Origin of the sequence: Aliishimia ponticola (genome assembly GCF_004803475.1) — a bacterium.
Taxonomy (GTDB): Bacteria; Pseudomonadota; Alphaproteobacteria; order Rhodobacterales; family Rhodobacteraceae; genus Aliishimia; species Aliishimia ponticola.
In genome coordinates this window covers 414,722-436,914 of record NZ_SRKY01000003.1, presented here as the reverse complement: position 1 = coordinate 436,914, position 22,193 = coordinate 414,722, and the positions used below count along the sequence as shown (strand labels likewise).

25 protein-coding genes are annotated in these 22,193 nt (G+C 60.4%); 15 read left to right on the top strand and 10 right to left on the bottom strand.

From position 1 onward, the window contains the following. Positions 1-53: 53 nt before the first annotated feature. The 4 genes from odhB to sucC form a co-directional block, all read right to left on the bottom strand. A complete protein-coding gene (gene odhB, locus E4Z66_RS13290) occupies positions 54-1,595 on the bottom strand; it encodes a 2-oxoglutarate dehydrogenase complex dihydrolipoyllysine-residue succinyltransferase (protein WP_136463506.1) in 1,542 nt (513 codons plus the stop codon). A 6-nt stretch (positions 1,596-1,601) separates the two neighbouring features. Then, complete coding sequence (locus E4Z66_RS13285) at positions 1,602-4,559, bottom strand: 2-oxoglutarate dehydrogenase E1 component (protein ID WP_136463505.1); 2,958 nt, start codon at positions 4,557-4,559, stop codon at positions 1,602-1,604. Positions 4,560-4,719: 160 nt separating this feature from the next. Continuing rightward, positions 4,720-5,607, bottom strand: a complete 888-nt coding sequence (sucD, locus tag E4Z66_RS13280) for a succinate--CoA ligase subunit alpha (protein WP_136463504.1) — start codon at positions 5,605-5,607, stop codon at positions 4,720-4,722. A gap of 4 nt (positions 5,608-5,611) precedes the next feature. Next, entirely contained in the window at positions 5,612-6,805 is a 1,194-nt protein-coding gene (sucC, locus tag E4Z66_RS13275) for an ADP-forming succinate--CoA ligase subunit beta (RefSeq protein WP_136463503.1), read from the bottom strand. A gap of 336 nt (positions 6,806-7,141) precedes the next feature. Here sucC and E4Z66_RS13270 point away from each other — a divergent pair, with 336 nt between their 5' ends. Continuing rightward, entirely contained in the window at positions 7,142-7,822 is a 681-nt protein-coding gene (locus E4Z66_RS13270; protein WP_136463502.1) for an outer membrane protein, read from the top strand. On the opposite strand, the gene E4Z66_RS13265 is transcribed toward E4Z66_RS13270, so the two are convergent. After that, positions 7,815-8,549 (bottom strand): adenylate/guanylate cyclase domain-containing protein, encoded by a 735-nt coding sequence (locus tag E4Z66_RS13265; protein ID WP_136463501.1) that lies wholly within the window; start codon positions 8,547-8,549, stop codon positions 7,815-7,817. The two genes, E4Z66_RS13270 and E4Z66_RS13265, sit on opposite strands and share 8 nt — an antisense overlap. Positions 8,550-8,627: 78 nt before the next feature. After that, entirely contained in the window at positions 8,628-9,590 is a 963-nt protein-coding gene (gene mdh / locus E4Z66_RS13260; RefSeq protein ID WP_136463500.1) for a malate dehydrogenase, read from the bottom strand. 152 nt (positions 9,591-9,742) lie between these two features. Here mdh and E4Z66_RS13255 point away from each other — a divergent pair, with 152 nt between their 5' ends. Then, positions 9,743-10,510: a sulfite exporter TauE/SafE family protein gene (locus E4Z66_RS13255; protein ID WP_136463499.1), complete on the top strand. Its 768-nt coding sequence runs from the start codon at positions 9,743-9,745 to the stop codon at positions 10,508-10,510. A gap of 235 nt (positions 10,511-10,745) precedes the next feature. Here the strand turns inward: E4Z66_RS13255 and E4Z66_RS13250 are convergent, their stop codons facing one another. Further along, on the bottom strand, positions 10,746-11,063 hold the full coding sequence (locus E4Z66_RS13250; RefSeq protein ID WP_136463498.1) for a hypothetical protein: 318 nt from the start codon (positions 11,061-11,063) through the stop codon (positions 10,746-10,748). 330 nt (positions 11,064-11,393) lie between these two features. Here E4Z66_RS13250 and E4Z66_RS13245 point away from each other — a divergent pair, with 330 nt between their 5' ends. The 4 genes from E4Z66_RS13245 to E4Z66_RS13230 are packed head-to-tail and all read left to right on the top strand — an operon-like array spanning position 11,394 to position 14,090. Further along, positions 11,394-12,245: an HpcH/HpaI aldolase/citrate lyase family protein gene (locus E4Z66_RS13245; RefSeq protein ID WP_136463497.1), complete on the top strand. Its 852-nt coding sequence runs from the start codon at positions 11,394-11,396 to the stop codon at positions 12,243-12,245. A 39-nt stretch (positions 12,246-12,284) separates the two neighbouring features. Further along, positions 12,285-12,830 (top strand): NnrU family protein, encoded by a 546-nt coding sequence (locus E4Z66_RS13240; protein WP_136463496.1) that lies wholly within the window; start codon positions 12,285-12,287, stop codon positions 12,828-12,830. A 21-nt stretch (positions 12,831-12,851) separates the two neighbouring features. Then, entirely contained in the window at positions 12,852-13,055 is a 204-nt protein-coding gene (locus E4Z66_RS13235) for a DUF1737 domain-containing protein (RefSeq protein WP_136463495.1), read from the top strand. 3 nt (positions 13,056-13,058) lie between these two features. Further along, complete coding sequence (locus E4Z66_RS13230; RefSeq protein ID WP_136463494.1) at positions 13,059-14,090, top strand: MaoC family dehydratase; 1,032 nt, start codon at positions 13,059-13,061, stop codon at positions 14,088-14,090. Between the two features lie 122 nt (positions 14,091-14,212). On the opposite strand, the gene E4Z66_RS13225 is transcribed toward E4Z66_RS13230, so the two are convergent. Then, positions 14,213-14,542 (bottom strand): phasin family protein, encoded by a 330-nt coding sequence (locus E4Z66_RS13225; RefSeq protein WP_136463493.1) that lies wholly within the window; start codon positions 14,540-14,542, stop codon positions 14,213-14,215. 212 nt (positions 14,543-14,754) lie between these two features. Here E4Z66_RS13225 and E4Z66_RS13220 point away from each other — a divergent pair, with 212 nt between their 5' ends. The 9 genes from E4Z66_RS13220 (at position 14,755) to E4Z66_RS13180 (ending at position 21,049) form a co-directional block, all read left to right on the top strand. Further along, positions 14,755-15,429, top strand: coding sequence for a DUF1194 domain-containing protein (locus E4Z66_RS13220; RefSeq protein WP_246036024.1), 675 nt, complete (start codon positions 14,755-14,757; stop codon positions 15,427-15,429). A 137-nt stretch (positions 15,430-15,566) separates the two neighbouring features. Further along, entirely contained in the window at positions 15,567-15,956 is a 390-nt protein-coding gene (gene sdhC, locus E4Z66_RS13215) for a succinate dehydrogenase, cytochrome b556 subunit (RefSeq protein ID WP_136463491.1), read from the top strand. An 11-nt stretch (positions 15,957-15,967) separates the two neighbouring features. Further along, complete coding sequence (sdhD, locus tag E4Z66_RS13210) at positions 15,968-16,339, top strand: succinate dehydrogenase, hydrophobic membrane anchor protein (protein WP_136463490.1); 372 nt, start codon at positions 15,968-15,970, stop codon at positions 16,337-16,339. Between the two features lie 28 nt (positions 16,340-16,367). After that, positions 16,368-18,176: a succinate dehydrogenase flavoprotein subunit gene (gene sdhA / locus E4Z66_RS13205; RefSeq protein ID WP_136463489.1), complete on the top strand. Its 1,809-nt coding sequence runs from the start codon at positions 16,368-16,370 to the stop codon at positions 18,174-18,176. Then, the gene (locus tag E4Z66_RS13200) at positions 18,176-18,598 is read left to right on the top strand and encodes a hypothetical protein (protein WP_136463488.1); all 423 of its coding nucleotides are present in this window, start codon (positions 18,176-18,178) and stop codon (positions 18,596-18,598) included. Before sdhA ends, E4Z66_RS13200 begins: the two co-directional genes overlap by 1 nt. Then, positions 18,598-18,912, top strand: coding sequence for a hypothetical protein (locus tag E4Z66_RS13195; protein WP_136463487.1), 315 nt, complete (start codon positions 18,598-18,600; stop codon positions 18,910-18,912). The genes E4Z66_RS13200 and E4Z66_RS13195 overlap by 1 nt, the downstream gene beginning before the upstream one ends. A gap of 12 nt (positions 18,913-18,924) precedes the next feature. After that, positions 18,925-19,704 carry a succinate dehydrogenase iron-sulfur subunit gene (locus E4Z66_RS13190; protein WP_136463486.1) on the top strand — a complete coding sequence of 260 codons (780 nt, stop codon included), beginning with the start codon at positions 18,925-18,927 and terminating at the stop codon, positions 19,702-19,704. Positions 19,705-19,915: 211 nt separating this feature from the next. Further along, positions 19,916-20,128 (top strand): hypothetical protein, encoded by a 213-nt coding sequence (locus E4Z66_RS13185; RefSeq protein ID WP_136463485.1) that lies wholly within the window; start codon positions 19,916-19,918, stop codon positions 20,126-20,128. Between the two features lie 84 nt (positions 20,129-20,212). Continuing rightward, positions 20,213-21,049 carry an urea carboxylase-associated family protein gene (locus tag E4Z66_RS13180; RefSeq protein WP_136463484.1) on the top strand — a complete coding sequence of 279 codons (837 nt, stop codon included), beginning with the start codon at positions 20,213-20,215 and terminating at the stop codon, positions 21,047-21,049. Positions 21,050-21,060: 11 nt separating this feature from the next. Here E4Z66_RS13180 and deoD read toward each other — a convergent pair whose 3' ends face one another. Next, complete coding sequence (deoD, locus tag E4Z66_RS13175) at positions 21,061-21,765, bottom strand: purine-nucleoside phosphorylase (RefSeq protein WP_136463483.1); 705 nt, start codon at positions 21,763-21,765, stop codon at positions 21,061-21,063. Positions 21,766-21,769: 4 nt separating this feature from the next. Further along, the gene (locus E4Z66_RS13170; RefSeq protein WP_136463482.1) at positions 21,770-22,102 is read right to left on the bottom strand and encodes an H-NS histone family protein; all 333 of its coding nucleotides are present in this window, start codon (positions 22,100-22,102) and stop codon (positions 21,770-21,772) included. Between the last annotated feature and the right edge of the window lie 91 nt (positions 22,103-22,193).

Below are 22,193 nucleotides of genomic sequence, written 5' to 3'. Positions count from 1 at the left end.
GATGCGGCGACTGCATTTCCGTAAAGGGCGAAAACGCAGCCGCCGAGAGTTTGTTACAGATCCATCAGCAGGCGGCGCGGATCTTCCAGCGCTTCCTTGACGCGCACAAGGAAGGTGACCGCGCCTTTGCCGTCCACGATCCGGTGATCGTAGGACAGGGCCAGATACATCATCGGGCGGATCTTGATCTCGCCATTGATGACCATCGGGCGGTCCTGAATCTTGTGCATGCCGAGGATACCGGATTGCGGCGGGTTCAGGATCGGCGAGGACATGAGCGAGCCATAGACGCCACCGTTCGAGATCGTGAAGGTGCCGCCCTGCATTTCCGCCATGGACAGCTTGCCGTCGCGGGCGCGGGCGCCTTTTTCAGCGATCTGCTTTTCGATATCGGCGAAGGACAGGTTGTCCGCATCCCGGATCACCGGCACCACAAGACCGGTCGGCGTACCGGCAGCGATGCCCATATGCACGAAATTCTTGTAGACGATATCGGTGCCGTCGATCTCGGCGTTGACTTCCGGCACTTCCTTGAGCGCGTGGCAGCACGCCTTGGTGAAGAAGGACATGAAGCCCAGCTTCACACCGTGTTTCTTCAGGAACAGATCCTTGTATTCGTTCCGCAGCGCCATGACCTCGGTCATGTCGACCTCGTTATAGGTGGTCAGCATCGCGGCGGTGTTCTGGCTGTCCTTGAGGCGGCGCGCGATGGTCTGACGCAGGCGCGTCATCTTCACGCGTTCTTCGCGGGCCTCATCTTCGGCGGCGACAGGGCCACGCGGCGCGGCGGCAGGGGCCGGTGCCGCAGAGGTGGCAGACGCCGCAGCGGCAGCCGCCTTGGCGACATCTTCCTTGGTGGCGCGACCATCGCGGCCGGTGCCTTGCACCTGATCGCGGCTCAGACCGGCTTCGGTCATCGCTTTTTCAGCCGCCGGGCCATCCTTGACGTCCTTGCTGAGGTTGGGCGTGCCTGCTTCGGGCAGGGAATATTGCTTGCCATCCGCCGGGGCCGTGTCGGTTTTGCCCGCAGCCGGCGCCGCGCCAGAGCTGGAGATCACCGCCAGTTTTGCCGAGGCATCGACAGTCGTGCCTTCGGGCGCCACGATTTCCGCCAGCACCCCGTCAGCGGGGGCGGGCACTTCGACGGATACCTTGTCGGTTTCCAGTTCGCACAGCATCTCGTCGCGCGATACGCTGTCGCCAACCGCCTTGAACCAGGAGGACACGGTCGCTTCGGTCACGGATTCGCCCAGCGTCGGAACCATCACATCGACCGTATCGCCGCCGCCTTGCGCAGGGGCCTCGGATGCGGCGTCTTCCTTCGCAGCAGGCTTGGCAGCGGGGGCATCGCCTGCGCCCGCCTCGGTGATCGTGGCCAACAGCGCGTCAACACCAACGGTCTCGCCCTCGGCCGCGACGATTTCGCCCAAGGTGCCCGCCGCGGGGGAGGGCACTTCGACCGTCACCTTGTCGGTTTCAAGCTCGCACAGCATCTCGTCAACGGCGACACTGTCACCGGGTTTCTTGAACCATGTGGCCACAGTGGCCTCGGTCACGGATTCGCCAAGCGTGGGAACGCGGACTTCAGTCGTCATGAGGTCTTATCCTTCGATCGTCAGCGCGTCGTTCACGAGCGCCTGCTGTTGAGCTTTGTGTTGGCTGGCCAGGCCCGTCGCGGGCGAGGCGGAGGTGGCGCGACCCACATAAGTCGGGCGCAGGTGATCCGCTTTGATACGGTTCAGAACCCATTCGAGGTTCGGCTCGATAAAGGTCCAGGCCCCCTGGTTCTTGGGTTCTTCCTGACACCAGACCATGTCGGCCTGCTTGAACCGTTCCAGTTCATGCACGACCGATTGCGCCGGGAACGGATAGAACTGTTCGATCCGCAGCAAATAGATGTCGTCGATGCCGCGCGCGTCGCGTTCTTCGAGCAGGTCGTAATAGACCTTGCCCGAACACATGACGACCCGCTTGATCTTGTCATCGGCCACAAGCTTGGTGTCCGAATTGCCATGCTGCGCATCGTCCCAAAGAACGCGGTGGAAGCTGGAGCCCGTGGTGAAATCCTCGGCCCGGCTGACCGCCAGTTTGTGCCGCAACAGCGATTTCGGCGTCATCAGGATCAGCGGCTTGCGGAAATCGCGGTGCAACTGGCGGCGCAGGATGTGGAAATAGTTCGCAGGGGTCGAGCAGTTGGCAACGATCCAGTTGTCCTGACCGCACATCTGCAAGAACCGCTCAAGCCGTGCAGAGGAGTGTTCCGGCCCTTGACCTTCGAACCCGTGGGGCAGCAGGCAGACCAGCCCGGACATCCGCAGCCATTTGGATTCGCCTGACGACACGAACTGGTCGAACATGATCTGCGCGCCATTGGCAAAGTCGCCGAACTGCGCTTCCCACATGGTCAGGGCGTTGGGCTCCGCCATCGAGTAGCCATATTCAAAGCCAAGCACCGCATATTCCGACAGCGCGGAATCGATCACCTCATAGCGGGACTGGCCAGCGCGAATGTGGTTGAGCGAATAGTACCGTTCTTCGGTTTCCTGATCGACAATGCCCGAATGGCGCTGCGAGAACGTGCCGCGGGTGGAATCCTGCCCCGACAGGCGCACCGGATACCCTTCTGTCAGCAAAGAGCCAAAGGCCAATGCCTCGCCCGTGGCCCAGTCGAAACCCTCGCCCGTGTCGAACATCTTCTTGCGGGTATCCAGCAGGCGGGCGACCGTCTTGTGGATCGGATAGCCTTCGGGGACCGAGACAAGCGCCTTGCCGACCTCTTCCATGGTTTCCGGCTTGATCGCCGTCTGGCCGCGCACGTAGTCTTCGGTGTTGCGGTCCAGATGCGACCACCGGCCATCCAGCCAATCGGCCTTGTTCGGCTTGTATTCCTTGCCCGCCTCGAATTCGTCATTGAGGAAAGACTGGAACGCGGCTTTCATATCCTCGATCTCGCCCTCGGGGATCAGGCCGTCTTTGACCAGCCGGTCGGTATACAGCGACAGGGTCGTCTTGTGGCCCTTGATCTTCTTGTACATCAGCGGGTTGGTGAACATCGGCTCATCGCCTTCGTTGTGACCAAACCGGCGGTAGCAGAAGATATCGATCACCACGTCCTTGTGGAACTTCTGGCGGAACTCGGTCGCGACCTTGGCCGCGTGGACCACGGCTTCGGGATCGTCGCCATTCACGTGGAAAATCGGCGCTTCGACCACCAGCGCGTTGTCGGTGGGGTAGGGCGACGAGCGCGAGAAATGCGGCGCCGTGGTAAAGCCGATCTGGTTGTTCACGACGATATGGATCGTGCCGCCGGTGCGGTGGCCGCGCACACCCGACAGGGCAAAGCATTCGGCCACGACGCCCTGACCGGCAAAGGCCGCATCCCCGTGCAACAGGATCGAACAGACCTGCGTGCGGTCCGTATCGTTGAGTTGGTCCTGCTTGGCGCGAACCTTGCCCAGAACAACCGGGTTCACCGCCTCCAGGTGCGAGGGGTTGGCGGTCAGCGACAGGTGGACGGAATTGCCATCGAATTCCCGGTCAGAGGACGCGCCCAAGTGATACTTCACATCGCCAGAGCCATCGACATCTTCGGGTTTGAAGCTGCCGCCCTGAAATTCGTTGAAAATCGCGCGATAGGGTTTGCCCATCACATTGGCCAGCACCGAAAGACGGCCCCGGTGCGGCATCCCGATCACGATTTCCTTCAGGCCCAGGGAACCGCCACGCTTGATGATTTGTTCCATCGCGGGGATCAGGCTTTCGCCGCCGTCCAGACCGAACCGCTTGGTGCCCATGTATTTGACGTGCAGGAACTTTTCGAAACCTTCGGCTTCTACCAGCTTGTTCAGGATCGCCTTGCGCCCCTCGCGGGTGAACTGGATTTCCTTGCCATATCCTTCGATCCGCTCTTTCAGCCAGCTGGACTGTTCGGGATCGGAAATATGCATGTATTGCAGCGCGAAAGTGCCACAATAGGTCCGTTTCACGATGTCCACGATTTGCCGCATGGAGGCGATTTCAAGCCCCAGAACCTTGTCGATAAAGATCGGGCGGTCCATGTCGCTTTCGGTAAAGCCGTAGGATTTGGGATCAAGCTCCGGGTGGGGCTCTTCTGCGCGGATGCCCAGCGGGTCAAGATCGGCGGCAAGGTGGCCGCGAATACGGTAGGCCCGGATCAGCATCAGCGCGCGGATCGAATCCAGCACGGCGCGTTTGACCTGATCATCGGTGATCTCGATGCCTTTTTCGGCGGCTTTCTCCTTGATCTTGGAGCCAGCGGCCTTGCCCTCTGCCGGGGCGGGCCATTCGCCGGTCAGTGCGGCGGTCAGATCGTCATTGGGGGCGGGAGGCCAGTCGCCCCGCGCCCAAGAGGGGCCCTCGGCCTCGCGCTTGACGGAAATCTCGTCATCCCCAAGCGCCTTGAAAAACGCCTGCCAACTTTCGTCTACCGCGTTCGGATCGGACGCATAGCGGGCATACATCTGTTCCAGATATTCGGCGTTATGCCCCTGCATGAAGCTGGAAGCATGAAACTGGTCGTTGGGACTTTGTTCGGTCATTTTGGCACCTCGGGGTTGGGCCTTGGTTGAATGAAGTTTCGCGAAAAGGCCCGTGCGGGCCTTTGCGAGAAGCTTCTGCGTGCGGCGGGCCGGGACTGCCCCGGCCAACCGTTTCATGTGTCAAAGGATGAGCTAGGGCGGACGCGGGGTCCGCGCCAGTTTATCCCTTGTTGATGGCTTCCATCACGGCTTCGCCCAGTGTTGCGGGGCTGTCAGCGACAATGATGCCAGCCTCTTGCATGGCTGCGATCTTGTCTTCCGCGCCGCCTTTACCACCGGCGACAATCGCGCCCGCGTGACCCATACGGCGGCCCGGAGGTGCCGTGCGGCCCGCGATGAAGCCAGCCGTGGGCTTCCAACGGCCTTTCTTGCGTTCGTTCGCGAGGAACTCAGCCGCTTCTTCTTCGGCAGAGCCACCGATCTCGCCGATCATGATGATCGACTGTGTTTCGTCATCCGACAGGAACATGTCCAGCACCTCAAGGTGCTCGGTGCCCTTGATCGGGTCGCCGCCGATGCCCACAGCCGTGGATTGGCCCAGACCGATATCCGCGGTCTGTTTCACGGCCTCATAGGTCAGCGTGCCGGAGCGCGACACAACGCCGACCGAGCCACGCTTGTGGATGTGGCCGGGCATGATGCCGATCTTGCAGGCGTCCGGCGTGATGACACCGGGGCAGTTGGGGCCGATCAGGCGGCTGGCGCTGTTTTCCAGCGCGCGCTTGACCTTCATCATGTCCAGCACCGGAATGCCTTCGGTGATGCAGACAATCAGTTCCATTTCCGCGTCGATCGCTTCGAGGATCGAGTCCGCCGCGAAGGGTGGCGGGACATAGATCACCGATGCGTTCGCTTCGGTCTTGGCCTTGGCTTCGTGCACGCTGTCGAACACGGGCAGACCCAGATGTTCCTGACCGCCTTTGCCCGGCGTCACGCCGCCGACCATCTTGGTGCCATAGGCGATGGCCTGTTCAGAGTGGAAAGTACCCTGCGACCCGGTCAAGCCCTGACAGATGACTTTGGTGTTTTCGTCTACGAGGATTGCCATCAGTTCAGCCTTTCACCGCTTTCACGATCTTCTCTGCGCCGTCGGACAGGTTGTCCGCCGCGATCACATCAAGGCCGGAGGTGTTGATGATCTCCTTGCCTTTTTCAACGTTGGTGCCCTCAAGGCGGACAACGAGCGGAACCTTGAGACCGACTTCCTTCACCGCCGCGATCACGCCTTCCGCGATCACATCGCAGCGCATGATGCCGCCGAAGATGTTCACCAGAATACCTTTGACGTTCGGGTCAGAGGTGATGATCTTGAACGCTTCGGTCACCTTTTCCTTGGTCGCGCCGCCGCCCACGTCGAGGAAGTTGGCAGGCTCCGCACCATAGAGCTTGATGATGTCCATCGTCGCCATGGCCAGGCCCGCGCCGTTCACCATGCAGCCGATTTCGCCATCCAGAGCGATGTAGTTCAGGTCATGCTTGGAGGCGGCGAGTTCCTTGGGGTCTTCCTCGGTCTCGTCGCGCAGTTCGGCAATATCGGGCTGGCGGTAGATCGCGTTGCCGTCGAAGCCCAGCTTGGCGTCCAGCACTTTCAGCTTGCCGTCAGTCATGACGATCAGCGGGTTGATCTCAAGCATCTCCATGTCCTTCTCGATGAAGGCTTTGTAGAGAATACCCATCAGTTTCACGCATTCCTTGACCTGCGCGCCTTCCAGCCCAAGGGCGAACGCGACGCGGCGACCGTGGAACGGCATGTAGCCCGTGGCCGGATCGACAGAGAAGGACAGGATTTTCTCGGGCGTGCTTGCCGCGACTTCTTCGATGTCCATGCCGCCCTCGGTGGAGCAGACGAAAGACACGCGCGACGTCACACGATCCACCAGCAGCGCCAGATAGAGTTCGCGTTCAATGTCGGACCCGTCTTCGATGTAGATGCGGTTGACTTGCTTGCCCGCCGGACCGGTCTGATGCGTCACGAGGGTCTTGCCCAGCATCTTCTTGGCTTCTTCGGCCGCTTCTTCGACCGACTTGGCCAGACGTACGCCGCCCTTTTCGCCTGCCTCGGCTTCCTTGAAGGAACCTTTGCCGCGGCCACCGGCGTGAATCTGCGCCTTGACGACCCAAAGCGGCCCGTCCATTTCGCCTGCTGCGGTTTTCGCATCTTCGGCTTTGAGAACCGCACGACCATCGGAGACCGGGGCCCCGTAGCTGCGCAACAAGGCCTTGGCCTGGTATTCGTGGATATTCATGGGAGAGATCTTCCTCGCGCTAGACTTCGCTTGTCGCCTATACGACCAATGATGAAGGCTCGGTAAACCTGAAAAGTCGTTTCAACCAAACTTGTGCGGAAAAAAGCCAATTTTGTGATCACGGCCAAAAAAGTGTGATCACAAAACGTGGCGCGCGTGCGGAATAACAGGATTCCCCAACGAATCCGGGGGGAAGGTCGAAGATTCTGCCGCGAAGACGCAGTTTGTTGATTGCGGGCCACACTGCGTTCGCGGTGACTTGAACTTGCCCGATGATCGCGCCAGTTTAGGGCAAAGCCGCTGGACGCCTGCGGTCCTTGCTCTGGAGCCTCGAAAATGACGACCCGTCTTGCACGTTTTTCCTTCGTGTCCGCAATCACCGTGACCGCAATTTTCGGGGCGACGCAAGCCCTGGCCGCGCCGGATATCAGCGTATATCTCGGCTTTCAGCAAGCGGGCAACAGCGACATCAACGGCAACGACCCGGCCGGTGTCGGCGCATTTTCGTTCCCGGCCAGCTGGGACGGCAAAAGCTTTGAGGCACCGCCGCATTACGGTATCCGCGCGACATGGTGGCAGACGGAACGCTTTGGCTGGGCCGTCGATTTCAACCACACCAAGATTTACGGATCGGATTCGACGCTGGCGAGCTCCGGGTTCTCCACACTGGAATTTACCGACGGCCTCAACAACCTGACTGTCGGTCCGGTCTGGCGCTGGCCGACGGCTGACGGACGCTGGACGCCCTATGCAGGTGTCGGGGCGGGGATCGTGATTCCGCATGTGGAAGTTCAGACCGCGGCAGCCGCGCCCGAAACGCTTGGCTACCAGGTCGCGGGCCCAAGCGTCGCGTGGAATGCGGGCATCCAGTATGCCGTCAACGATCGCTGGGCGATCTTTGGCGAATACAAAGGAACCTATAGCTGGATCGACGCGGATCTGGACGGTGGCGGCAGCATCGACTTCGAAGTCGACACACATGCGATCAACTTCGGCGTGACTTACCGCTTCAACTAGGGGTCTGCCGCGCCCGAAACAGGCGATAGCCGAAGAACGCGGCGGGCAGCAACGACCACGAAATCGCGCCATCGGTGAGCAGGTCCACGACCAGCACAAAACCGGTGAGCGCGACATAGCGGGTTTGAGGCTTTTTGCTTTTGGCCGGTGCGGCCTTGTCGGCAGGTGGTTCCGTGCGGTGCAGGACGGGGGCAAGGTTGCCCGGCTCTTTCACGCCGTCTGCGATCACGCCATACACCTCGATCTCGTCCCGCATATGCTTGGGCGTCACCGGCGCCAGCGGTCGGAAGTCCGCGTCAAGGCGTCCGCGCGCCTGATCCACCACCTGCCGGGACACGAGGATGCCGCCCTCGGGGGCCATCTGTTCAAGCCGCGCCGCCAGATTGACGCCATCGCCGAGCAAATCGTCGCCTTCGACAATCACGTCGCCCAGATGCAGACCGATGCGAAACGCCAGCAAATCGGGGGCATCCGCGATGCTGCGCTGGATCGTCACCGCCGCCGCAACCGCCTCAACAACCGAGGGGAATTCCGCAATCAACCCGTCGCCGGCAGTATTGGCAACGCGGCCGCCCCGAATGGCGATGCAGCCTTCAATGACAGAGCGTGAGCGGCGCAGCGCCTGGATCGTCGCGACCTCATCCGTGGCCATCCGGCCCGAAAAATTGGCAGCATCCGCCGCGAGGATCGTGGTCAGTTTACGCTGAATCGCGGGGGCTTGGGTCATGATCTCGGTTGAAAACGATGAAACAGAAAAGGCCGGGCAATCGCTCGCCCGGCCTTAAGACTACGCTGCAAATCAGGCTTACGCCAGAGAGCTGTCGATCCCCTTGCAGGCTTCGACGAGGCCCTTCACCGCATTCACGGAGTTTTCGAACATCGCCTGCTCGTCTTTGTTCAGCTTGATTTCGACGACTTTCTCGATGCCGCCGGCGCCGATCACTGTCGGGACGCCCACATAGAAGCCTTTCAGGCCATAGGCGTTGTCGACATATGCCGCGGAAGGCAGAACGCGCTTTTGGTCTTTGAGATAGGCTTCTGCCATCTCGATCGCCGAGGTCGCAGGCGCATAGAACGCAGAGCCGGTCTTGAGCAGGCCAACGATCTCCGCACCGCCGTCGCGCGTACGCTGAACGATGCTGTCCAGTTTCTGTTGCGTGGTCCAACCCATCTCTACCAGATCGGGCAGCGGGATGCCTGCAACGGTCGAATAGCGCGTCAGCGGCACCATCGTGTCGCCGTGTCCGCCCAGAACGAAGGCTGTCACGTCTTTCATGGAGACGTTGAATTCAAGGCTCAGGAAGTGGCGGAACCGTGCGCTGTCCAGAACGCCTGCCATGCCGCAGACTTTCTCATGCGGCAGGCCGGAGAATTCGCGCAGCGCCCAAACCATCGCATCAAGCGGGTTGGTGATGCAGATCACGAACGCGTTCGGCGCGTTGTCGCGGATGCCTTCACCCACGGACTTCATGACTTTCAGGTTGATGCCCAGAAGGTCGTCGCGGCTCATGCCCGGCTTGCGCGGCACGCCCGCCGTCACGATGCACACGTCGGCGCCCGCGATGTCGGCGTAATCCTGCGTGCCTTTCAGCGCCGCGTCGAACCCTTCGGACGGGCCTGATTCCGCGATGTCGAGCGCTTTGCCCTCTGGGGTGCCCTCCGCGATGTCGAACAAGACGACGTCGCCCAGTTCCTTGAGTGCAACGAGGTGGGCAAGCGTGCCCCCGATCTGACCTGCGCCGATGAGCGCGATCTTGGGTCTGGCCATAAGAGAAGTCCTCTGATGTGATTGTGACTTGCGCGGTGCGTAGTGCGAACCGGGCGTCTGTGCAAGAGGGCGATGCGCGCCTTTGCATCTGGCGCCTTTGGGTCACGTATCGTAAGTCATTGGCAAAGAAGTGGAAAACCGGAGATCACACCATGATGCTGACCGATGTCTGGTTCTACGCAATTGCCGGGCCAGCCGCGATGTTTGCGGGTATTTCCAAGGGGGGCTTCGGGTCCGGGGCCGCATTCGCTGCCGCGTCGATTCTGGCACTGGTTGTCGAGCCGGGTCTGGCGCTTGGTGTCATGCTGCCGCTTTTGATGCTGATCGACGTCGCGACGCTGGGACCATATTGGAAGAAATGGGACACGCGCGGCGCGGTTTTGTTGATCGCGGGCGGTATTCCGGGCGTTGCACTGGGCGCGTGGCTTTACGCAGTGGTCGATGCGGATGTGTTCCGCGTACTGATCGGCGCGATTTCCATCGCATTCGTCGCGTGGCAACTGCTTAAATCCGCAAACGCGGCGCAGCAGCAGGGCAGGGGGGCGCAAAGGATTTTGCCCGACTGGATCGGCGCACTGGCCGGGTTGGTTGCGGGCTTTACCAGCTTTGTCAGCCATGCCGGAGGGCCGCCCGCCGCAGTCTATCTGCTCAGCAAGAACCTGACCAAGACGCAATATCAAGCCAGTACGGTCCTGATCTTTTGGGTGATCAATATCCTGAAATTCGTTCCTTACGCCTATCTGGGCATGTTCACATGGGAAACGGCGCGCGCCAATCTTGTCTTGGCGCCATTTGCGCTGGCCGGCGCCTGGGCCGGGGTAAAGCTGCATAGGATCGTGCCGGAGCGGCTCTTTTTCGGGCTGACTTATGTGTTGCTTTTGGCGACGGGGACCAAACTGATCTGGGATGGCCTGACCTGACGCCGCCGAGCGGGCTGAAGCATGGCCCTTGGGCTGGGCTGCCGAAAGGGCGGGTCGGCATTACCCCGGAACCGGTGGGACCAGAACCTTGCCGGTGGACGGCAGATGCCCGGCAAGGTTCAGTCCGATGGTCAGGGGCTGGTGACTTCAAGCTTGGCCAAAGGTTTGGGTGGCGCCGACAAGGAAGCGGCCGCCTTAAGCGACCGCTCCTCTGCTCGATAGTCTTTTAATCAGCTTAGGCGTCGTTGCCGTCTTCGGGGAGTGCTTCGACCAGCTCTTCGAAGGCTTGCCCAGATGCGACGAGGCATGTCAGGCCGTTCGGCATTGTCACCGTGATCGTCCATGTCCCGGTTTCGTCAGAGGCGAATACCTCAACCACCTGATTATTGGTACCCAGCCCCATGGATTGGCGCGATTCCCCATAACCTGAGGCGAGGCGATCGATCACCGCCTCACGCGGGGCGCAGTTGCGCGCATTCTGTGCCATGGCTGTGCCAGCCGTCAGTGCGATCAGGCCGAAGCCGATTGCGAAAGTCTTGAAAGTCGTCTTCATAGCGTTGCCGTCCTTTGGTCAAGGCAGCGACACGCTCATCTGGCCCAAACCGGAATATCTCCGGCGATGACGGGTCGGCCCCGGTTTCTGTCCTGTGCACACCAGAGCCAAGGTGTTGTCGGTGGCCCAACCGATGCGGCCCTCCCGCCGGTGTGCGAATGAGAACAATATGCGCACACCACACTGAAGCATTGGTTAATCCCCGGCGCGCTCCGTAAAATTTTTCAGGTTTTCGCTGCGTCGCGGCGGCAAGGGGGTTGATCATTCTGTAAAAAACAGCGACCCAACGCGCAACAATATTTCACGGCGAACCCGCAGGAGGAGTTTCAGATGTCAGATGAGCGCCCATATCGTTCCGTATTGTATATTCCCGGGTCGAAGCCGCGCGCGCTGGACAAGGCGCGCAATCTGCCCGTGGATGCGATCATCTTCGATCTGGAAGATGCCGTGTCGGCAGAGGAAAAGGACAGCGCGCGCGACACGCTGGCCGCTGCGATTGCCGAAGGCGGCTATGGGGCGCGGGTCAAGATCGTGCGGATCAACGGCTTTGACACCGAATGGGGGGCGAAAGACGCACAGGCCGTGGCTGCTATGGATGTGGATGCGGTGCTGCTTCCCAAGGTCGCCGGGCCAGAAGACCTTGATCAATTGGCTGCGATCACCGGTGACGTGCCGCTTTGGGCCATGATGGAAACCCCGCGAGGCATGTTGAATGCCGATGCAATTGCAGGACACCCCAAGCTGGCCGGGATGGTCATGGGCACAAATGATCTGGCCAAAGAGCTTCAGACCCGGTTCCGGGCGGACCGTCTGCCGCTGATGGCCGGGCTTGGGCATTGTGTTCTGGCCGCAAAGGCGCATGGCCGCATCATCGTCGATGGCGTCTACAACGCGTTCAAGGATGATGAAGGGCTGCGCGCCGAATGCGATCAGGGCCGCGACATGGGGTTTGATGGCAAGACGCTGATCCACCCGGCACAGGTGGATGTCACCAACACGGCCTTTGCGCCCTCTGATGAAGAAATCGAACTGGCCCGTCGTCAGATTGCCGCCTTCGAAGAGGTCGTTGCCTCGGGGCAGGGCGTTGCCGTCGTGGATGGCAAAATTGTCGAGAACCTGCATGTGGAGACCGCGAAAAAGACCATCGCGAAGGCACAAGCCATTGCAGCGATGGCCGGATAAGGGGACGCTGGCGCCGATTCACATAGGCAGGAGCGCGATATGACCCTACTGATTCTCGGATTGGCCATTTGGGTGGCAGCACATTTCTTCAAGCGCGCGGCGCCCGATATGCGTGCGCGCATGGGCGAACGCGGCAAGGGGATCGTCGCGTTGGCGCTTGTCCTGTCCGTCATCTTGATGATCTTCGGCTATCGCGCCGCGGATGGGGCGTTTTTCTGGGGGCGGCATCCGGCGACGGTTGGCATCAACAATCTGATGATGCTGTTCGCGTTGTATCTGACCTCGCCGGGGCCAAGCAAAGGCGCGCTGTTCTACAAGATGCGGCACCCGATGCTGACGGGCTTTCTGCTGTGGGCGTTGGCACACTTGCTGGTGAACGGCGATGTGCCGTCCTTCGTACTGTTTGGCGGGCTGGGGATCTGGGCGATTGCCGAAATGATCGTCATCAACCGGGCCGAACCCAACTGGACGCCGCCGCCGAAGGGGTCCATCGCCAAGGACGCGATGTTTGCAGGCGCAAGCGTGGTGTTGTTGCTGGTGATTGGCGGCATTCACACATGGCTCGGCTACCCGACCTTCGGATAAACCCAGATCTTTGGACATGACATGAAACTCTATCGATTTCTCAGCGAAGACGACACATCCGCCTTTTGTCACAAGGTGACCGCAGCCCTGTCGAAAGGCTGGGTATTGTATGGCGATCCAACCTACGCCTTCGACGCGAAGCGCGGGATCATGCGCTGCGGGCAGGCGGTCACGAAGGACGTGGAGGGGGACTATCACCCCGATCTGAAACTGGGAGAACAGTAAGACATGGCCAAAACCAATCCGGGCCGATTTTTCGAAGATTACAGCATCGGGCAGACGATCCAGCATGCGGTGCCGCGCACCGTAGGCGCGGGAGAACGGGCACTCTACCACGCGCTTTATCCCGCGCGGCACGCGATCTATTCCTCGGACGCGTTTGCGCAGGCCTGCGGCTTGGACGCGGCGCCGCTTGATGATCTTGCGGCCTTTCACGTGGTCTTTGGCAAAACCGTGCCGGATGTATCGCTGAACGCCGTCGCCAATCTGGGCTATGCCGAAGGGCGCTGGCTGAAGCCGGTCTGGCCGGGCGATACGTTGCGGTCAGTGTCCGAGGTGATCGGGCTGAAGCAGAACTCCAACGGGCGGACGGGGGTGGTCTATGTGCGCACCACCGGGTTCAACGAGAAGGACGAGGCGGTTCTGACCTATGTTCGCTGGGTGATGGTGCGTAAGCGGGATGCGGACGCGCCTGCGCCCGAAGCCGTTGTGCCTGAACTTGCCAAGACCGTCGCGGTCGAGGATCTGGTGATCCCCGAGGGGCTGACATTCGACGGCTACGACTACGATTTGGCGGGCGAGCCGCATCGCTGGGGCGACTACGAGGTGGGCGAGCAAATCGACCACGTCGACGGCGTCACTGTCGAAGAGGCCGAGCATATGATGGCGACGCGCCTTTGGCAGAACACCGCCAAGGTGCATTTCGACACATCCGCGCGGCCGGATGGTTCACGGCTGATCTATGGCGGACACGTGATTTCGATGGCGCGTGCGCTGTCTTTCAACGGGCTGGCCAATGCGCAAATGATCGTCGGTCTGAATGCGGGCGCACATGCGAACCCGTGCCTGTCCGGCGACACCATCCGTGCCTGGACCGAGGTGCTGGACAAAGCCGAAACCTCTGTGCCGGGTGTGGGGGCGCTGCGTCTGCGGCTGGTCGCAACCAAGGGCGGTGCGCCTTTCGAACTGCGGGGCGAGGACGGAAAATATCTGCCCGAAGTGCTGCTGGACCTCGATTACTGGGCGCTTTGTCCAATCTGATAGCGGCCGATCCGTAGGCTCCGATCTGAAAACGGTTGCGGGCGGCGTTCAATCGCCACCCGCCGCAAGCCGCGAGGTTGCCCAGCATCCCCCCCGCCCAATCGGGACAGCTTGCACTCGCGTTACAATGGAACGTCGTCATAGCCGCGCTTATGCGAGGCTGCGGCCTGAGTCATCATCTCCATCAGCTTGTTCGCTTCGGCGGCGTACTGTTCCATCGCGTTTTGATAGAACTCGGTCTGCACCTGCAAAAGCTCTGCCGGGGTCTTGCAATTCAGCAATGCCCGCTGGGTTTCCATGTCCTGCTGCAACCGGTCCGATACAAACCGCGCGCTTTCGGTCATCATCTCGACCCATGCGGTTGCCAAAGCCGGGTTGAACAGGGCCATTGCGGCGGCCATCCCGTCGCCTTGCAGGGTTTGCGATTTGGTTTTCGTAGATTTGTTCGTCATCTTTATCCTCCTTGTCCAAATGTCCCGGACCCGGCGGATGGGCAATCGTTACGCGGCGCACTGGGTAAAGACGATCCGCAAAATCCATTAACGGAATAGTAACCTTAACGACGCGCGTTCACAATTGCGCCGAGTGTCGCGGCAACGGCCAGTTTTTCCTGCGTGATGCGCGGCCATGTGGTTAGGGTGCGCCTATGTGGGCGCGAAATGTGATGTTCTGGGCAATAATGGGCGGCAAGGCACGGGCCTGCGATCTTGCGCTGGTGCTGGCGGTCGATGTCTCCGGCTCTGTCGATCGGGACGAATATCGGATTCAGATGGACGGGCTGGCCGCAGGATTGCGGGATGGCATCGTGGCCGAAGCCCTTGTGGATGCGCAGGCGATGGTCACGCTGGTCCAGTGGACCGGGTCGTCGCGGCAGCAGCAGACATTGCCATGGGCGCGCATGTCCAACTTTGCAGCGGTGGACAGCTTTGCCGCGCAGATTGCGCAGGATGCGCGGGTCTGGCGCAACTATTCCACAGCAATTGGCGAGGCGTTGACCGTGGGCCGCACGCTTTTGGCCGATATGGCGCATTGCAAGCGGCGGGTGATCGATCTGTCCGGGGACGGGGTTTCCAACGAAGGAACCGAACCGCCGCGGGTGCATTCGGCCCTGAACGCGGACGGCATCACCGCGAATGCCTTGGCCATTGAGACGGACGAGACCGACCTCACGGCCTACTTTTTCGAGAACGTCATCACCGGCGACGGGGCATTCGTCGAAACCGCAACCGGATTCGAGGATTATCCAGAAGCGATCCGCCGCAAACTGCAACGCGAAACCCGCAAAGCCACGGCGCAAAACACTGCGCCAATGCGTCCCATTCCAACAAGTTTCGAATAATGTGATCACGTGCAAACAACGTGTGATCACGTCCGCGAGTTGCCAGCAAGAAACTCAGCGTTATTGTGATCTTCGTACGTGACTTGTGAACTTTTCTGCTATCTAACCAGCAGGGAACCTAGAAAAACGGAGTCGCCATGGCCGATGTGAATCGGGGCAACCGCCCGCTATCTCCCTTCATGATCGGGCAGTATTACCGCCCGCAGATGACCTCTATCTCGTCTATCATGGTGCGGATCACCGGAATCGTTTCGCTTGGAACAGCATTCCTGATCGTTTTGTGGCTACTGACCGCCGCCACGTCCGAAAGCGCATTCAGCGTCGTGGACGGGCTGATGCGCAGCTTCATCGGCGATCTTCTGATGTTCGTGCTGACATGGGCGATCTGGTATCACATGCTGGGACGTCTGCGGCACGTCGTTTGGGATCTGGGCTACTGGGTCGAGGTCGAGATTTCCGAACATCTGGGCTGGGCCATGTTCATCGGCGCGACCGTGCTGACGATCCTGACCGCGATTGTAGTGTAAGGGGCAATTCGATGCGTTATCTGACTGATCGCAAGCGCGCGCAGGGCCTTGGTTCTGGCCGTAGCGGAACTCACCACCACTGGCAGATGCTTGTCAGCTCGGCGGCGTTGGCCGTGCTGGTGCCGATCTTCGTATTCACTTTCGGGCTGGGCTATGGCGGCAGCTATGAAGAAGTGCTGGCCTATTTCTCGCGGCCCTTCCCGGCAATCGTGACGGCTCTGATGCTGATCGTCGGGCTGTATCACATCCTTCAGGAAGTCACTGAAGCGATCGAAGACTATGTGCACGGCGTGGCTGGCAAGCTGCTGATCGTGGCCGCCAGCGCGGTATCTTACACGCTGATGGCAGCCGGGCTGTTCGCCCTTGTCAAACTCGCCCTTTGAATAACGCGCGCTAGGAAAGAAACCGAAAATGACTGCAGCATACGAATACGAGACGCATGAATATGACGTCGTGGTCGTCGGTGCCGGCGGCGCCGGGCTGCGCGCCACGCTTGGCATGGCGGAGCAGGGGCTGAGAACCGCTTGTATCTCCAAGGTGTTCCCGACCCGGTCGCACACCGTGGCGGCACAAGGCGGCATCGCCGCGTCGCTGGGCAATATGGGCCCCGACAGCTGGCAATGGCACATGTATGACACCGTCAAAGGCTCCGACTGGTTGGGCGACACGGATGCGATGGAATACCTCGCACGTGAGGCGCCCAAGGCGGTTTACGAACTGGAACATTACGGCGTTCCCTTCAGCCGGACCGAGGAAGGCAAGATTTACCAGCGGCCCTTCGGTGGGCACACGACCGAATTCGGCGAAGGCCCCCCGGTGCAGCGGACCTGTGCCGCAGCCGACCGGACCGGCCACGCCATTCTGCACACGCTTTATGGTCAGTCGCTCAAGAACAACGCGGAATTCTATATCGAGTATTTCGCGATCGACCTGATCATGTCCGAAGACGGCGTCTGCCAAGGCGTTCTGTGCTGGAAGCTTGATGACGGGACCATGCACCTCTTCGCGGCCAAGATGGTCGTTCTGGCGACCGGCGGCTATGGCCGCGCCTATTTCTCGGCCACGTCGGCGCATACCTGCACCGGCGATGGTGGCGGTATGACGGCACGGGCCGGGCTGCCCCTGCAGGATATGGAATTCGTCCAGTTTCACCCGACAGGGATCTACGGCTCTGGCTGCCTGATCACCGAGGGCGCACGGGGGGAGGGTGGTTACCTCACCAATTCCGAAGGCGAGCGGTTCATGGAACGCTACGCGCCGACGTATAAGGACCTTGCCAGCCGCGACGTGGTTTCGCGCTGCATGACGCTGGAAATCCGCGAAGGGCGCGGCGTTGGTGCGGATGGCGACCACATTCACCTGCACCTCAACCACTTGCCGCCCGAAACTCTGGCAGAGCGTCTGCCGGGCATCTCGGAATCGGCGCGGATTTTCGCAGGCGTGGACCTCACGAAAGAGCCGATTCCGGTTCTGCCGACGGTTCACTATAATATGGGCGGCATTCCGACCAATTACTGGGGCGAAGTGCTTGCGCCGACCAAGGACGATTCCGAAGCGATTGCACCGGGGCTGATGGCTGTGGGCGAAGCGGGCTGCGCCTCTGTGCACGGGGCCAACCGTCTTGGGTCCAACTCGCTGATCGACCTCGTCGTATTCGGCCGTGCCGCGGCGATCCGTGCTGGCCAGACGGTCGATCCCAAAACGCCGGTGCCGACACCGAACTCACGGTCGGTCGAAGCGGCCTTCAGCCGGTTCGATGGGCTGCGCTATGCCAAGGGGCATGTGCCGACATCCGACCTGCGCCTGGAAATGCAAAAGACGATGCAGGCCGATGCGGCTGTCTTCCGTACCGACAAGACGCTGGCCGAAGGGCAGAAGAAAATGGAAGCCGTGGCAGGCAAGATCAGTGATGTCAAAGTCACAGATACCTCGCTTGTCTGGAACTCCGACCTGATGGAAACGCTGGAACTGACCAACCTCATTCCAAACGCCGTTGCCACCGTTACCGCCGCCGCCGCGCGCAAGGAAAGCCGCGGCGCGCATGCGCATGAAGATTACCCTGACCGCGATGATGAGAACTGGCGCAAGCACAGCCTCGTCTGGTTCAAGGGCAATGAGGCTTCGCTCGGCTATCGTGGTGTGATCACACAGCCGCTGACAAGCCATAATGACGGGGGGATCGATCTGAAAAAGATCGCGCCAAAAGCGAGGGTGTATTGATGAAATCCATGTTTCTGTCTGCTGTGCTCGGGGCTGCCACCCTGGGCGGGGCGGCGCTGGCTGACCAGGCGGTGCAGGGCCAGGTGCTCAATTGCACTGCGCGCGTGCACGCACCGGGCAGCTACGAAGTGATCCGCAGCAGCGCGACAGTGCCAAGTGTTCAGCCCGCCTTTGGCGGCACGATCCGCGGCGCGGCGAATGTCAACGATTGCCTGCGGGACATCTATCAGGTGCAATATGGTGCCGCGGCCTATGGTGGTGCGGAAAGCGCCCCCAGCGCCAAGGAATGCAAAGGTTTGCGCCGAGTGTTCACAAGCTGCGTGTCAGACGAGATTTACGCCGATACGGGTGGTCTGGTCTATGGCTGCCGCCGCAACTCGTCGCCCTTGATCCGGGGAAGCAACTATTGCCGAAGCCGCTGATGATTGCCGGGTTTCTCCTGCTGGCTGCCTGCGCGCAGACACAGGACGCCGTCGACGGTGTGGCCCGCCGCAGCGCCAAAGCTGCGGTGAATGAGGCGCTTGTGACCCGCTTTCCCAACGTCCCGTCGCTTGCGGTGACGCCCTTTACCGATTGCGTGATCGACAACGCGTCCGCGCGCGAGATCGGAGAATTCGCAAAGGATGCGGTGGTCGGGGTATCCGAAACCACCGTTGCCCTGATCCAGTCCATCCTGCGCCGTCCCGAAACGACGCAATGCCTGACCCGCGCCGGCATCACTGCCTTGGCCGCGTAAGAGGAGAACTCCATGGTACAGTTCACGCTCCCCAAGAATTCCCGGATCACCACCGGCAAGACATGGCCAAAGCCGGACGGCGCGACCAACCTGCGCACGTTCAAGATTTACCGCTGGAACCCGGATGACGGCCAGAACCCGCGGGTCGATACCTATTTCGTGGACATGGACACATGCGGTCCGATGATCCTGGACGCGCTGATCAAGATCAAGAACGAGATCGACCCGACCCTGACCTTCCGCCGGTCCTGCCGCGAGGGGATCTGTGGTTCCTGCGCGATGAATATCGACGGGATCAATACGTTGGCCTGTATCTATGGCATGGATGAAGTGACCGGCGATGTGAAAATCTATCCGCTACCGCACATGCCGGTGGTAAAGGATTTGATCCCCGACCTGACGCATTTCTACGCGCAGCATGCTTCGATCATGCCGTGGCTTGAAACCAAGACCAACCGCCCGGCGAAAGAGTGGCGGCAATCCATCGACGACCGCAAAAAGCTTGACGGGTTGTATGAATGCGTGATGTGCGCGTCCTGCTCGACATCCTGCCCAAGCTATTGGTGGAACGGCGACCGCTACCTTGGACCGGCGGCGCTGTTGCATGCCTATCGCTGGATCATCGACAGCCGCGATGAAGCCACGGGCGAGCGTCTTGACGAACTGGAAGATCCGTTCAAGCTTTATCGCTGCCACACGATCATGAACTGCGCCAAGACTTGCCCCAAAGGGTTGAACCCGGCCAAGGCAATCGCAGAGATCAAGAAGATGATGGTCGAACGGGCCGTCTGAGGCTCGTCCTGTCAATCCTGTTTCCGGCACCCTCCGTGTTGCGGTGCCGGAACGTATCGCCCACCCCAATCCGCACCGCATCACGCGGCATTTAGCGCGCACGCCCCCGGTGTTTCGCCTGCAGTTCTTGAAATCGCGGTGTTAAGGCCCGATCTGTCCACTGTTGAAAATTCCGGGTCCTCGGACCGGGGAAGGGCGCCAAGAAACCGACATGCCGTTTATCATTGGATTGCTGATCGTTTTCGTTGTCTTGATCGTGGTCGCATCACGGCGCAAGACAACGCGCACATGCCGTTGGCGTGCCGAAAAATCCGGTGATCGCGGAGCCTTGCGCAAGTACCGCTGCGCCTCTTGCGGGCAAGAGGCGTTTACCGCACAGCCGGGTCCGCCGAACAAATGCCTCGTGGATCAACCCAAACTGTGACCGGCATTGCCGGGGCAGGGGCAACAACCCCATTGCGCGAACGGATTGTCTTGGTAGCGTGGCGCGAAAAGAAAGACGCCACTGATGACCCAAGATTTCGCCGACCGCCAACGCGCCTTGCCCCCCGTGATCTGCTACCCGCCCGAAACGCTGCCCGCGCCCGACCTTGCGCTTTACGCGCAGGCACGTGCGGGTGCGACCAAACTGTCAGAGGTCATCGTGCCCCCGCGCGAGGCCCGTGTGTTCGAAGTCCCCGCAGGGCATTTCTTTCGGATCACGTCGGTAGAGGGGCCGCAGGTCGGCGATCTTAATCTGCACAGCCTGCATGACCTGTCGGAACGGTTCTTCTCGGGCAAAACGCGGGCGCTGCATGGTACGCATGTCAGCACAGGGGATCGGCTTTGGTCGACTTTGCCGCATCTTCGACCGCTTGCCACCGTGACAGAGGACAGTCTGGATTGGTACGGCATCGACCCCCATGGCGGGTCTGTCCATGATGTGATCGGCACGCGCTGCGATCCCTATACGCACCACGCGCTGACAGGCGGGCAATACCACCATTGCTGTCATTCCAACCTGACACGCGCTTTGGCAGACTACATGCAAGTTCCGCGCAAAGAAGCGGAATTGCTGGTTCACGACGTTCTGAATGTTTTCATGTGCACCGGCTTTACCCGTGATACGGGGCAGTATTTCATGAAGGCCAGCCCTGTGCGTCCAGGCGATTACATTGAATTTCTGGCTGAAACGGATCTGCTGGGAAACCTGTCCGCCTGTCCGGGAGGGGATTGTTCCGCGTCCCATTCGTCGGACGTTGCTGCATGCTTTCCGTTGAAAGTGGAGATCTACCAACCGCAACAGGAAAGTCTGCGCGGTTGGCAGGAGGCGTCAAAAAGCGGCTACGATCGCAGCCACGGGTAACGCGGCGTCCCTCAGGCGAAGGCCGCTTCCAAGGCAATCTCGACCATGTCGCCGAAAGAGCGTTCTCTTTGATCGGAAGGCAATGCCTCTCCGGTTTGCAAATGGTCCGAAACCGTAAGCACGGCCAATGCACGGCATCCATGGCGCGCGGCAAGGATGTAAAGTTCCGCCGCTTCCATTTCGACACCAAGAATACCGTGGCGGACCATTTGTTCGTCCAGGTCAGGCCGCTCGGCATAAAACACGTCAGAGGAATAAATCCCCCCCACATGGGTTTTCACATCGCGCGTCGCGGCTGCGGAAACAGCAGCCGACAACAGATCCCAATCCGCACAGGGAGCCAGATTGAACTCCTTGAGAATTGCGGACGAAGGTGTGCTGACAGAGCTTGCGGTCATCGCAATGATAACATCACGAATGCCCACATGCGGCTGCATTCCACCACAAGACCCGATCCGGATCAGTGTTTTCGCGCCGTAGTCCCGGATCAATTCATTGGCGTAAATGGAAAAGGACGGCATGCCCATTCCACTCCCCTGGATCGTGACCCGGTTCCCTTTCCACGTCCCGGTAAAGCCAAGCATCCCACGGACTTCGTTCACACATTCCGCATTATCAAGAAATGTCTGCGCAGCCCATTTCGCACGGTAAGGATCGCCGGGCATCAATACGGTCTCGGCGATCTGACCCGGCTTTGCGCCGATATGAATTGTCATGTGGTCAGAGTTCCATCGTCGACGGATCGGTGCCTGCTGCGACGGCATCCTTGAACCAACGCGGCTGGCGGCCTTTACCAGTCCAGGTCTGGTCCGGGTCGGATGGGTTCACATATTTCGGGTCGCCGCTGGGGCTGACCCCGCCTTTCTTCCGGCCACGCGCGGACGCGCCACCGGTCAGTTCCGAAAGCGAAAAGCCGAACTTCGCTGCGGCCTTTTCCGCTGCCTTTTTTGCTTCGCGGCGCTCACGCACGGCGACGATTTTCAATTCAGCTTGAACGTCCTTTAACAGCTTTTCGAGCTGCTTTTTGTTCATAGTTGTCAGGTCTACTGCCATATTCTATTCCTCCGAGAATTCCTGCGGGCATTCACGCGAAGGACATTAGGGAACTGCTCTTATCAAAGCAATTCCCCGAAAATAGGTGGTT